Source organism: Micromonospora sp. WMMD710, from assembly GCF_029626045.1.
In the GTDB taxonomy this organism is placed as follows: Bacteria; Actinomycetota; Actinomycetes; order Mycobacteriales; family Micromonosporaceae; genus Micromonospora.
The window spans coordinates 4,424,540-4,437,161 of the sequence record NZ_JARUBD010000001.1; the positions used below are offsets into that span (position 1 = coordinate 4,424,540).

The 12,622-nt window shown below is 66.5% G+C and carries 11 protein-coding genes, 1 tRNA gene and 1 pseudogene; 1 reads left to right on the plus strand and 12 read right to left on the minus strand.

Going from position 1 to position 12,622, the window contains the following annotated elements; all coding sequences use genetic code 11:
• Positions 1-7: 7 nt before the first annotated feature.
• From O7620_RS20460 to O7620_RS20470, 3 genes are read right to left on the minus strand one after another with little or no spacing between them, the layout of a single operon-like run.
• Positions 8-2,047, minus strand: a complete 2,040-nt coding sequence (locus O7620_RS20460; RefSeq protein ID WP_278124468.1) for an ABC transporter ATP-binding protein — start codon at positions 2,045-2,047, stop codon at positions 8-10.
• Positions 2,044-2,985, minus strand: a complete 942-nt coding sequence (locus O7620_RS20465) for an ABC transporter permease (protein WP_278124469.1) — start codon at positions 2,983-2,985, stop codon at positions 2,044-2,046. Before O7620_RS20465 ends, O7620_RS20460 begins: the two co-directional genes overlap by 4 nt.
• Position 2,986: 1 nt before the next feature.
• Positions 2,987-3,928 carry an ABC transporter permease gene (locus O7620_RS20470; RefSeq protein ID WP_278124471.1) on the minus strand — a complete coding sequence of 314 codons (942 nt, stop codon included), beginning with the start codon at positions 3,926-3,928 and terminating at the stop codon, positions 2,987-2,989.
• A gap of 1,295 nt (positions 3,929-5,223) precedes the next feature.
• Here O7620_RS20470 and O7620_RS20475 point away from each other — a divergent pair.
• A pseudogene (locus O7620_RS20475) lies at positions 5,224-5,536 on the plus strand (tyrosine-type recombinase/integrase); the annotation flags it as partial.
• Positions 5,537-5,687: 151 nt separating this feature from the next.
• On the opposite strand, the gene O7620_RS20480 reads toward O7620_RS20475, so the two are convergent.
• The 9 genes from O7620_RS20480 to O7620_RS20520 all read right to left on the minus strand — a co-directional run bounded on the left by O7620_RS20480 (position 5,688) and on the right by O7620_RS20520 (position 12,622).
• A tRNA-Arg gene (locus tag O7620_RS20480) sits at positions 5,688-5,763 on the minus strand.
• Positions 5,764-6,002: 239 nt separating this feature from the next.
• A complete protein-coding gene (locus O7620_RS20485) occupies positions 6,003-6,737 on the minus strand; it encodes a serine/threonine protein kinase (RefSeq protein ID WP_278124472.1) in 735 nt (244 codons plus the stop codon).
• Positions 6,738-6,770: 33 nt separating this feature from the next.
• Entirely contained in the window at positions 6,771-7,220 is a 450-nt protein-coding gene (locus O7620_RS20490) for a SitI3 family protein (RefSeq protein WP_278124474.1), read from the minus strand.
• Between the two features lie 347 nt (positions 7,221-7,567).
• On the minus strand, positions 7,568-8,020 hold the full coding sequence (locus tag O7620_RS20495; RefSeq protein WP_278124475.1) for a SitI3 family protein: 453 nt from the start codon (positions 8,018-8,020) through the stop codon (positions 7,568-7,570).
• 15 nt (positions 8,021-8,035) lie between these two features.
• On the minus strand, positions 8,036-8,422 hold the full coding sequence (locus O7620_RS20500) for a hypothetical protein (RefSeq protein WP_278127080.1): 387 nt from the start codon (positions 8,420-8,422) through the stop codon (positions 8,036-8,038).
• 206 nt (positions 8,423-8,628) lie between these two features.
• On the minus strand, positions 8,629-9,156 hold the full coding sequence (locus O7620_RS20505) for a DUF6244 family protein (RefSeq protein ID WP_278124477.1): 528 nt from the start codon (positions 9,154-9,156) through the stop codon (positions 8,629-8,631).
• Positions 9,157-9,477: 321 nt separating this feature from the next.
• Positions 9,478-10,671, minus strand: a complete 1,194-nt coding sequence (locus tag O7620_RS20510; RefSeq protein WP_278124478.1) for an NUDIX domain-containing protein — start codon at positions 10,669-10,671, stop codon at positions 9,478-9,480.
• A complete protein-coding gene (locus O7620_RS20515) occupies positions 10,668-11,492 on the minus strand; it encodes a histidine phosphatase family protein (protein ID WP_278124480.1) in 825 nt (274 codons plus the stop codon). Before O7620_RS20515 ends, O7620_RS20510 begins: the two co-directional genes overlap by 4 nt.
• Before the next feature lie 17 nt (positions 11,493-11,509).
• Positions 11,510-12,622: a glycosyltransferase family 4 protein gene (locus tag O7620_RS20520; RefSeq protein WP_278124481.1), complete on the minus strand. Its 1,113-nt coding sequence runs from the start codon at positions 12,620-12,622 to the stop codon at positions 11,510-11,512.

The following is a 12,622-nucleotide window of genomic DNA, read 5'->3' on the forward strand; positions in this document are numbered from 1 at the left end:
GACCCTGTCAGGCCGCGTGACAGGCGACCCGGACGCCGCTCGACGACGGCTCGAGGGCTGGCATGCGACTACCGCAAAGTTCCTGCGTCTCGATGTCGAGCGTCGGACGTAGCTGGCAGCGATCTGCGAAGACACAGCCAGCCGGCGGGTTCGCCGCGCTGGGCTGCTCGCCGCTCAGCACGATCCGCTCGCGGGAACGCTCGCGAACCGGATCGGGGATGGGAATCGCCGAGATCAACGCCTGGGTGTAGGGATGTCGCGGTTCGGCGAACAGATCGTCGGCATTGCCGATCTCAACGATGTGGCCGAGATACATCACCGCGATCCGGTCAGCGACGTGGCGGACGACGGCGAGGTCGTGCGCGACCACGAGGTACGCCAGACCTAGTTCGGACTTGAGCCGCATCAGCAGGTTCAGGACACTGGCCTGAACCGAGACGTCAAGCGCTGAGACAGGCTCGTCGAGCACCAGCAGACGCGGTTTGGTCGCCAGCGCGCGAGCGATCGTCAGTCGCTGCCGCTGGCCGCCGGAGAACGCGGCCGGAAAGCGGTCCAGCGAGGAACGCGGCAGACCGACAAGGTCGAGCAGTTCGACCATCCGATCGCGGGTGGCCTGCGCCGTGTACCCGGCGGCGCGCAACGGCTCGGCGAGAAGTTCAAAGACGGGGAGCCGAGGATCGAGCGCGCCCTGTGGGTCCTGCATGACGATCTGGACGGCCTGTCGCAGCTCACGTCGTTGCTGCGCCGGAAGCGCGCTCGCCACGTCGTTTCCGAGGATCTCCACGATCCCGGCTTCAGGAGACCGCAGTCGCAAGATCTCCAGCAACGTGGTGGTCTTACCGCTGCCGGACTCCCCGACCAGGCAGAACGTCTCACCCGCGCGGATCTCGAAACTCACGTCGCTGACCGCCCGCAGCGTCCCGACCTGCCGCCGCAGGATCGCGCCCTTGGTGACAGGGAACGTCCGGGCCAGGCCGGTCAGCCGCAGGATCGGCTCGCCGGCGGAGGCGGGAGCGATCGAGGGCTCCTCGACCCTTGGGAAGACCTCCTCGGGCTGGCGTCCGACGACGTCCGCGGCTCGCAGGCAGGCGACGTCATGCCGTGGCCCGCTCTCGGCGAGGATTGGTTCCTTGTCGCGGCAGTCATCCCGGACGAGCGGGCAGCGCGGCGCGAACGGGCAGCCGGTGGGCCGCTGCGCGGGTGAGGGCGGTTCCCCCTCGATCGGGACCAGCGACGGCCTGCGGGTCGCCTCCGGCGACGGCATCGAGCCCAGCAGTCCGAGGGTGTAGGGCATAGCCGGCGTCGCGAACAGGACCTCGACCGGGGCGCGCTCGACGATGCGGCCGGCGTACATCACGGCGACGTCGTCGGCATGACCGGCCACGACGCCCAGATCATGGGTGATGAGCAGGACCCCGGCACCGGTCTCGGACTTCGCCACCTCCAGCACTTCGAGGATCTGGGCCTGCACGGTCACGTCGAGCGCCGTGGTCGGCTCATCGGCGATGATGACGTCGGGGTCGTTGGCGATCGCCAGGGCGATGATGACCCGTTGGCGCATGCCTCCGGAGAACTGGTGCGGAAAGTCCCGGGCGCGCAGATGCGGCTGTGGGATACCGACAAGGTCGAGCAGCTCGACCGCTCGCTCCCAAGCCGCCCGCTTCGACACCTTGTTGTGCACCTGGACCGCGTCAGCGACCTGGCGGCCGACCGAGAAGATCGGCGTCAGCGCCGACAGGGGGTCCTGGAAGACCATCCCGATTCGGCGCCCGCGCACGGCGGACATCTGCCGGTCGTTGAGGTCGAGGAGATTCCGACCGTCGAGCACGACCTCGCCCTGCGTCCGGGCACCCGGTGGGAGCAGACCCATGATGCTCGTGGCGACGGTCGACTTGCCCGAGCCGGACTCTCCGACCAGTGCGAGCGTCCGACCGGCGATCAGGTCGAGGTCGATGCCGCGTACCGCCTCCACCGGACCCTGCTCGGAGGGGAACGTCACAGCCAGATCGCGTACGGAAAGTATTCGGTTCGTGATGGTCGTGGTCATCCCCGGCCTCCTGCGGTTGAGGTCGGGTCGAGCGCGTCACGCAGCCCGTCCCCGATGAGAGTCACCGACACCGTCAGCAAGACGAGCAGTCCCGCGGGGAAGGCGAAGAGCCACGGCGCGGAGGTCAGCGTCTGGGAACCGTCGGCGAGTAGCGAGCCCAGCGAGACGTCGGGCGTCTTCACTCCGAAGCCGAGGAAGCTCAGCGAGGTCTCGCTCAGGACCGTCGCGACCACCCCGAGCGTGAAGTTGATAACGAGCAGGGCGCCGAGGTGGGGCACGATGTGGCGCAACACGATCCGCCAGCCGGGCACGCCCATGAACTCGGCCAACAAGACGTAGTCCCGCTCGCGTAGCGAGGTGGAGACCGACCAGATCACTCGCGCGGTGAACATCCAGCCGAAGATGGTCAGCAGCGGAATCAGGACGCGCCAGTCACCCCCCACCCGGTTCGACACCAGGGCGAGAATCAGGAACGACGGCACCACCAGCAAGAAGTGGATCAGCGCGAGGGTCCACCGCTCCACCCGGCCGCCGACGTAGGCGGCACCCGCGCCGACGATCGCCGAAATGGCGATCGTCATCAACGACACGCTCAGCGCAATAACCAATGAGCGCTGCAGGCCGTGCACAGACTGGGCGAAGGTATCGTTTCCGCCCTGGTTGGTGCCGAACCAGTGGCTGCCGCTCGGCGGCTGTGTCAACGCAAGGAAGTCCTGGTCGGACCAGTTCCACGGGACGAACAGCCCGCCGAGCACAGCGTAGGCGCCCAGGAACACGAAGATCGCCATGCCGACGACCGCCGGGCGGTTACGGGCGAACCGGCGGGCATAGAGCCTCCGGCGCCCGAGGCGTAACGGCGGTGGCGCGACGTCGGCCTGAGCCCCCTGGGACGCGTCGATCGGACCGCCCACGGAGCCGGTCGGAAGTGCCCTGGTCATCTCAACTCACCCGGACCCGGGGGTCGAGGACCGCGGTGGCGACATCGGAGAGGATCGCGCCGACCGCGGTCGCGGCGGCACCGAAGGCGGCCACCGCCACCACACCATGCACGTCGTTCTTGGCGATGGTCTCCGTGAAGTAACGCCCCATCCCCTCCCAGCCGAAGATTGTTTCGGTGATGATCGCGCCGGTGAAGACGGCCGGGATACTGAAGGCGACCGAGGTGGCGGTGGGGATCAGCGAGGCCCGCAGGGCATGGCGTCTGATCGCCTGAGCCCGGCTCAGCCCCGTCGCTCGGGCCGTCCGGACGAAGTCGGCGTTGAGCGTGTCGAGCAGTAGCGAGCGCTGAGTGAGGTGCCAGCTGACGTACCCGAGCAGGATGAGGTTGACCGTCGGCAGCACCAGGTGGTTGGCGCGGTCCAGAAGGGTCGCCCAGGTTCCCTCCACGCCGACGGTGTTGGCCCCAGCGACGTGCAGCACCGTCGTGCCGACGCGCTCGTTGAGCCAGACGGCCATCAGGACGAGCCCGAGCGCGCTGACCGCGGTCGGGACGTTGAACAGCACAACCGAGAGTGTTTGGGTGGCGCGATCCGCCAAGCCGTACTGCCGGCTGGCGGTATAGACCCCCAGCGCCACACCGACCACCACCGAGGCCACCACGCCAAGGAGGATCAGCTGACCGCTGACCAACGCCCGCTGCGGCACCTCGGTGTTGACCTGCACACCGGTCGGCGAGTGGCCCCAGTCGAAGTGCAGCACGACGTCTGATGCCCAATACCACCACCGGTGAAGGACCGACCACTGTGGTGACAATCCGTACGGCGCAAGAGCATGAGCGATCTGCTCGTCGGTGCGCACCGGTCGCAACTCCCGGTAGTTCGACCGTGGGTCCAGGAACCAGCTGGCGAGGAAGAAGGTGGCGTTGGTAGCTACGACGATCATCGCCAGCCACCCCAACGCCTTACGCACCACATGGCGGACCACTGCCACTCCGTCCTAGAATTTCCTATTAACCCGATAGATTTTACCGGCAATTCGCGTGACGTCGAAGGTGAGGAAGCACACACATCAGGAGGTCCGTCGCGACTCCACACCCCATCGAGTGGTCGCACATACCCACACTGTTGGCAAACAAGAGAATCATCGGACAACTCGGCGGTGCGACCTGCCAACAACTGAGCCCACACGCCGCGACCACAACCCACGTCAGACCGGATAGGCACACAACGGGCTGCGGCCAACACCACTCCCACACGGACCAGACCCCTGGGCCTGCATTACGGGCATCTTTCGCGCCCGCCCGGCCAATTGTTCAAAAAATTACTGCGGGCTCAACCCGCCCGAACCGTCTCGTGAATCGTTCGATCGTACACAGTCGCCGAATTCCACCGTCTCGCACCAAAGAGCGTGGTTGGCAGGGAAGTCGCTGGCTGAAGCTTGGCCGCTCGTTTCGATCACCGTCATACCCGACAGCGACTCCGCAAATGCCGCAACGGTGACGGCGATTCGCTTCGTGGTTCGCACGATCGATACCGCCTGTGGCGTTTCGGCCGATTGCGCCGTAAATATAGGCCCGACACTATGAACTCATAGTTGATATCGACTGACCACTTGCCCCTGACCCCAACCACAGGCCCTTGATGACTGAGAATCTGCAGGTGGGGCGGCTGATCCTGACGTGCGCACCAGGCCCAGCTTTCAGGGCACGTCGGGGAGAAATTCTCGAGCCTGGGATACTACTGATTTTGTATGGCTATTTAATACGCCAGCCGTGCCTTGCGGAGCCGGCGCCTTCACTGGCGGCGGCCTGTTTGGCGCGATATCGTTGCCAGCTTCACCATCGTGGCCATTGATTTGATCGAAAATTTGCGGCCACCCTACCCGGCGGCAATCTCGACATCGACTGGTTGGATGCCGCCAATGAGATGGTGCTGACCGGCCCTGCCGAACTCGTTCATCAAGGACAATTTCTTCACGTCTCTCTACGGCCCCCGCGAGTCGCCCGCTCAGCGGGGGCGCAGCCTTGCCAGACACGCGAAGACGCCGTCAACTTACGAAAGGATTTCGTCCGTTCGTGAGCGTCGGCCGTCATGGAGACCGACATACAAGATGACCAACCTGCAACAAGCGAGTTGCTGTAGCGACAAGGCTTTCCGCTACAAATCCCGTAAAGAAGGTGACCACCCAAGCTGGCGACATGGCCAGCTTCGCCACACGCAAGGCGGAGGAGATCCCTTGCCTCCCGGCGTGGCACCTGGCTGTCCCCGCAGAACGCACGCCGCCAGTGGCGGCAAGCTCGCGCCGACGCGCCTCGACTGGGTCACCCCGCACACCCCCCGCAAGACCGCCGCCACCCTGATCGACAAGGAGGCCGATGCCAAGCGCGCCGCAGCCCAACTCGGGCATGCCACGGCGCAGGTCACCAACAGGCACTACACCGTTAAATCCGCCCTCGCTACGGACAGCTCCGGCATCCTCGAACAGCTCGGCGGCGACCTGCCGACAACGAAGCCCACGCGCCGCGACCACAACCCACGTCAGACCGGATAGGCGCACGGGGACGGCAGCCGGCACCCCCTGGCGTGCCGGTCCAAACCCGGTCGCCCTGCAGCGTTATTGGGGGGTTTCTGAGGGACGATTCAAAATTACATAGATAGACATCGAGAACATGGCCTGCTTTCCGCTGGTCAGGGCCTCGCAGTGGTGCCCCCGGCAGGATTCGAACCTGCGACACACGGTTTAGGAAACCGATGCTCTATCCCCTGAGCTACGAGGGCGCGAGGGGACAGTCTAGCGACCTGGGGTTCACCTGGGGTGGCAGGGAGTGGCCCACGTTCGCCCGCGTCACCCGGACCGTCGTTCGCCCAGCCCAGGACCACAGCTCGAGCACACGAACCCCGGTTTGCGACCGGCGGTCGGCCGCGGTGACCCGCGTTGGCACCGGTTCACCCGGGTTGACATCCGCTGGAGAGCACACATCGCGCACGTCAACGAAGATCATGATGTGCGCTCCGAGCTACGGATTCGGCAGGGTTGTGCGCCAGGCGGCGGTGAGTGCTGCCACGTCGGGGTATCGGTCGGCAGGTGTCGTGGCGGTGGCGTTAACGGCTACTTGCATCTGGTGGTGGGAGCCGCGCCAGCCGGTTGGGGAGTCGAGGAGGTGGTGGACGGTGCGGCCGAGGGTGTAGACGGTGGTGCGCTGGTCGATGACGCCGCCGCGGACGAATTCTTCGGGAGCCATGTAGCGGCGGGATCCGGGGAGGCGGTCTGTGCCGAGGGTGAACGGCCCGGGCCGGTACTCGTCGAGGTCGATCAGGCGGAGTCGGCGGGCGTGGAAGTCGTAGAGGAAGCAGCCGTCGTAGAGGTCGACCGCGACATATCCGGCGGCGGTTACGGCCAGGTGTGCGTCGAGGATGGTGTTGATGGCTGTTTCAACGTCGGGCAGGGGTAGTTGCTGAAACCGGTGTAGTGCGCTGCGGTCCGAACCGTGGACGGTGGCGTGGTTAAGCACGCTGCCGTCATGCCATGGGTAGACCAGCGTCGGCCCGTCGAGGACCTGCTCGGGGCATACGATCGCCGGGTGCTGGACCGCGGCGTGGAACTGGGCGGCTCGCAGCAAGGAACGGCGACTGGGCGCGGTGGTGGCTGTCTTGACGAACCAGCGGCGCCCGGACGCCTCGACGCCGTAGGAGAGGCACCCGGAGTCCTGGGCGTCGAAGATCGCGAACGCAGAGTCCAGGGATAGTTCCACGCAGGGAGAGTAAGGCAGGTAGGCGTACGCCCTTCAGGGGTGGAGAATCCTGTCGTAGTCTTCGTCGTTCCAGCCGTCGGTGTTGTGCTTTCGAAGGCTGCCCGCGACGCGCGTCAGCATCAGCACGTCGCCGTTGAGAGTCAGGGCCGGATCCTCGGCCGTGCCGGCGAGGATCCTGGCCACCGTCGCCAGCATCTGGGGTTTACCCCTATCGACCAGGGTGTCCTTGCGCATGTAGAAGCTGACTTCGACGTAGGCCTCCGGCTCCCACTCCCACAGAGCACCACCGTCGTCCTCGGCGCTGCAGTAGCCGCGCCGGCCGCCGGTGACGTCCACGACGTACCCGTGCTCGTCGTTCAGGTCGCCGCTGAGCATCCTGCCGCCGGACGCCGTGGACGTCTCGACCGCTCCCGGAGCGGCCAGTTCCGCCAGATGCTCGAGTGGGATGTCACCCGCCAGCGTCAACCGGTACTCGACAGCCATCCGCGTCCCTTCGTTAGCCTCGCCGGAGGATCTGAATGATCGCACCGTCGCGCGTTACCGCCGCCAGTTCCTCCAGCCTGTCGTGGGCCAGTGGTGGATCTGCTTGTGCAGGGCGGCGAGGTCTCCTCGTCAGGCATGAAGGTTCAACATCACGTGTTGGGTCTGCTCGGCGTCGACCTTTCTAGCTACCGCGCTCCAGATTGCGCGGCCCGGCACGGGAAGAGAGGGGCGCGTAGCAGTCGAGACATACCCTTGGCGGACAGAGGACGACCGTTGGCTCGATCCGCCGGTCGCAGAAAGGAAGACTCCGCGCAGGCGGTCACGGGTTCGTCGGCCCGTGGGCCGGCCTACCGCACAATCATCTCCCGAACGCCGTAAAAGTCCCACCACGATTGTCGGTGTTCGCGTAGCTCTCTCGCGACTCGCGTCAGCAGGAGCCAGTTGCCATTGAGCACGAGCGCGGCATCCTCTTGCCGCCTGGCGAGAACACGGCCGACGGCCGACACCATGGTCTTGACCACGTCCTCGGGTGGGTCGTTCTTGCGCAGGTCAAAGACGACGTTGGTGTACGTGTCGGGTTCCCATTCCCATCGGGCGCCGCCGTCGACTTCGGCGTCGAAGTAGCCGTTGCTGCCTGCGTAGATGGTGACCGTATAGCCGAGTTCCTCCCGGAGGTCGGCGCTGAGCAGCCGGGGGTAGCCGGGCTGTGTCGACTCCTCGACGCCACGTGGGGCGACGAGCGGAGCGAGGTCCTCCAGCGGGATGTCGCCGGCCAGGGTTAGTCGGTACTCGATGCCCACGTGCTGCCTGCTTTCTCAGTCTCGTCGAACGATCTGAATGATCGCACCGCTTCGGGTCACCGCTGCCAGTTCTTTGAGCTGCGGAACCGGCCAGTCGTCGAACTGCTTCTGCAGGGCGGTGATGTCACCGCGCCAGTCCTGCAGGTTCAGCACCACCCGCTGGGTCTGCTGTCTCGCCACCTTCTGCGACACTTCCGTCCATACCCCGCGTACCGCTTTGTCCGGGGTGGGTGAGTAGCAGTCGAAGACGTGGCCCTCGATGAGGTAGTCGGGTTCCTTGTCCGGCTTGCCCACGTCGCCGGTGCTCTGGCGTGCATCGGCGATTTCCCGCCGTGTCGGGTTCTGGTGTACGCGGTAGCCGTCGTGGGCGAGGGTGTCGGCGCACTCGTTCTCCAACTCCAGTGAGCGCCGTACCGCTTCGTCCTCGCGCGGTGGGATCCTGGTTCGTGGTCCGGTTGGTGAGCCGCCGGGAACGCCTGTGGGTGGCCTGCTCCAGCGGGTGAAGGCCGATCCGGGGAGGTCGGGGGCTTCCTTGGCGGGTGTGGTTGCGGCCGTACTGCCGTCGGTGTCGAGGGAAGGGCTGGCCGGCGAGGAACCGCCAGCCCTCGTCAGTTTCCCGCTGATCCCAGCTGTCGTGCTTCGGCGGCTGCCGCGTCGACGAACTGCCGGGCGGTGCCGGTACGTTGAACGATGAGCACCATGACCTGCTTGACGCCGTCCAAGGCCTGCAACAGGGGTCCCGGCTGCCCGCCGAGGAGGACGGCCGTGACGAGTTGTTGCGCCGCGCCGGCCTGACTGATTACTGCGGTCGCCGCGTCGCGGGCGCCGTCCACCGCGCTGTGCACCGGCGCGAGCCCGGACATTGTCTCCTGCGGCGTGCCCTGGCGGGGCACCGCCGCGGTGGCCTGGGCCGCCTCCCCGATCGAGGCGGAGAGGCGGCCCAGACCAGCCTGGATCTCATTGATCGCGCTATGGACCCGGGCCATGCCGGCAGCCACCGCGGCGAAGCCGGCGCCCGCGGCACGAACCCCGACCTCCTGCGCCTGAGTGCCGGCTGCGGCGGTGAGGCCGCGAGCTCTGTCGACGCCGGCTGTCAGGGCACGCAGCTCGGCGTCAACCTTCTCGATGTTCGACACGTGGAGCGGTCTCCAATCGGCGATGATGTTGTCGGATCACTTACCCGTAGTGCAAGCAGTCGGTGGCCAGCCCGACGTGGTCGGCCCCTGGCACCGAACGTGACGTGCGGCTTGAACGGCGACCGACACAGCATCAGGTCGTCGCGTTCCTCAGCGGGCCGCGGCGTCAGCGCGAACGGGTGCGCCATGGACTCACCGTAGACTTTGACAGCGATCAGCATCGTTCCGATTGCCTCGTCGAGGCGTCTCTGCAAGCGGATCGACGGGTCACGGAGGAGGAAGAGCCGACCGTGGTCCCTGGTCGCAAGTCAGCGAAAATGATCATAGCGATGCCAACTTCTCGATCATGCGTCTCGCGGCCACGAGCGCACTTGGTACGCGGGCGGCAAGCCGCTCGGCCCGCTCGATGTCGCTTGCGCCTGTCCGGCGGTAGGCGTCGTAGTCGCGCAGGAGCGAAGTGAGCTCGTCGTCGGGCCGGCCGCGCAGGGCCTCGACCACGTCAGAAAGCCACATGCCAACCTCTGGCGCTCGGCTTGCAACGAGCAGCCGACCTGCACTCGACAGGACAGACAACACCTGGCGCGCGGCATTCTCGCGTTCCGATTCTGTACGGTGGCTCTCGGACAGACGGGCGACGGCGAACTCGTGCAGTACGGCAAGGTCACCAGCGAGATCGACTTGTTCTGGAGCGGCTGTGAGGGTAGGGGCGGCACCTGCGATCACGGCGGTGTCGAGCCCTACGCGGCGCAGCGCCATCCGCATCTTCATGTCGTAGAGCGGACCGAGGCGACGGGCGTCGCCCCCGTGGCTGTCCGCGAGGTGCAGTGACGCGTGAGGATCGTGGCGTTGGGCCGCTTGACTGACGATCTCGTGGAGCGACGTGGCGGCGGCCGACGTGGGGGGCAGGTTCCAAGCGATGAAGTCGACATCGCTCCAGCCCTCGATGAAGTCTCCTCGTGCGGCGGATCCGCACAGCCCCACCCCGGCATCCGGATGTCCGGCGAAGGCGGCCTCGACCTCTGCCGTCACCTGGTCGACCAGGTAACTGAGCTTCCGGCTGAACGGCAGAGGAAGAGCAGCACGCCAGGTGATGACGGCAATGGCGCGATCCAGTACCTGCTGGAACTGGGGGTGGCTGGCGGCCTGCCGGGCCGCGGAAGCCTCGAGCCAGCGGGCCTGGACGAAGCCTTCGTCCCGGGCCGGCGTCGTGGCGGTGGTGGATGTCGTGAAGAGGAACCAGTCGACGACCTTCGCCGCTGGCATGCCGTCGTTGTCGGTGAACGTGTAGGCCTCCTGCCCGAGATACGCGCTGTAGCGCGCTCTGGTGAGGCCGGCTTCCTCGGCCACTTCCCTCTTGGCTGCCTGAAGTGGCGCCTCGCCCGGCTCCAGCTGGCCTTTCGGGGCGACGGTCTGTCGTTCACCGGTCTTGCGGACCTGATCGAGGAGCAGGATCTGTGGAGAGCTGAGGTCGTCGGTCACGACAACGGCACCGGCGGAGGCAGATCGACGAGTCATGGCTGGACGCCTCCCGAGGATGTCTGCGGGGCCTGGAACGCGTCGGGGAGACGAGCCCCGGAAGGTGATGATGTCGGCAGCGTCGGCGACCCGATGATCGGTCGCCTGTCTTCAGATGGACGCCTGGCACCGCAGACAGGCCCGCTAACTTCGGTCATCTCTGCATCTGCGAACAGGTGCCGGGTGTCGTTTTGGCTGGTCAGGGTCCATCGCCAACCAGCGGAGGGTCGGGTCCAGGAGAGCGGTTGCTGCACCCAGGTCGTGACGCTCGCGTGGTACGCCGCAACAGCCGCAGTGGCCCGACCGGCGATGGGCACGGCCAGGAAGTGGTGGAAGGCGGCATCGATGGTTTCGCCGTGGCCGACGACCAGGACACGCTCACCTACATGCAGGGCCGTGATCTCACCGATGGCAGCGCTGGACCGATGCAGGTAGTCCCGCCAGGTTTCGCCGCCGGCTGCGAGCGGACGGTCCGCATCGAGAGCAGGGATGTCCCCGTACTCAGCGACAACGTCGGCCCACGGCCGCCCGTCGGCGGTGCCGTAGTCCTGCTCGGCGAGGTCGGCGACGGTCTCGGCGTCCAAGCTAAGGTACGCGCCGATGATCGCGGCACTTTCCTGGGCTCGACGCAGCGGCGTGGTGTAGATGGCGTGGATCGGGCGCTCGTGGTGCTCTTGACCGAGTCGTTGGGCTAGTCGTTCGATCTGGCGTCGGCCTCGGTCGGTCAGTCCGCGACACCCTTGCGGGCCTCCGACGAGCTGTTCGCGGTTGCAGTGGGCCTCGCCGTGGCGGGCGATGATCAGTTCAGCGGGAAGTGTCATGGTCGCTGGTCCCGTTCTCAGCGTCTGATGAGGGTGTCGTAGAACCGAAGGCACTGGGCGGCGTGGTGGACGGCGCTGAAGCGGCGGGCGTGGCACCGAGCAGCGCTGGCCAGGGTCTTGCGGTGTTGCACATCGTGGATAAAGCGATCGACCGCCTCGGCCATCGACTGGGGATTCGCGGGCTCCATGACCACTCCCGCACCGCCGATCAGTTCGGCCATGTTGGCAACGTCCGTTGCGAGGACGGGCACACCGTGTGCGAGGTAGTCGGCGATGGCACCGCTGCCCTGGAAGGTCGGCTGGGTGCGGTAGGGGAAGATCCCGAAGTCCGTCGCCGTGACGAGCGCTAACCGGGCGGCGGCGTCGAGGTACGTCGGCACGACACGCAGCTGTGTTGATCCGTGCGTGGTGCCCTTGACCTCGGCGGCGAGATCCAGTCCTGCCTGTGATGGGTCGTTCCAGAGCGGGCCGGCGACGATCATGCGGCCGGGTTCGTTCGTCCGCTTACATGCGGCGATGAGGTTCTCGCTGTCTTTCCAGGGGGCTGCGTAGCCGTAGAGGCTGCCAAGCGGCCGGGGGTCTGAGGGTTCCAGGGCTGCGGCGAGATCCTTCGGGTATCTGGGCGAGGTGCCCGATGGGATGGTGGTTGGCAGCCAGGAGACAAGGCGTGGTGCGCGGGGCCCGGCGAGGGTTTCGAGGCGCTCGGCTCCGTAGGCGCCGAAGCACACGAAGGCGTCCATTCCGGCAACTCCCCTGTTCACCGCCTCGCGTAGGTCCGGCTCGGGGATGTGGTCGGTGAACAGGGTCCAGTCGAGGCTGTGCAGGTGGTAGATGGCTGGGGGTCGGCGGGCTGGCCACAGTTGGGGTAGCAGTTGCTCGATATCGAGATTTCCGAAATGGACAGAGAGTAGGTCGTAGGCGTTCATGTCGACGCCGACGAGCATGCCCTCGACCTCCTGGCGGACGCGCCCGGCCGTCCAGAATCGGTCCTGCTCCTTGTCGTAGGGCACGCCCGACGAGCCGAGGCGGTCGACCTGCACGCCGAGGAATCGCAGTGCGGCGGTGAAGACGTCGAGGTAGGGCGGGATGCTTCCGCCGCCGTGGTGTGGGCCGATCAGCAGGATTCGCAC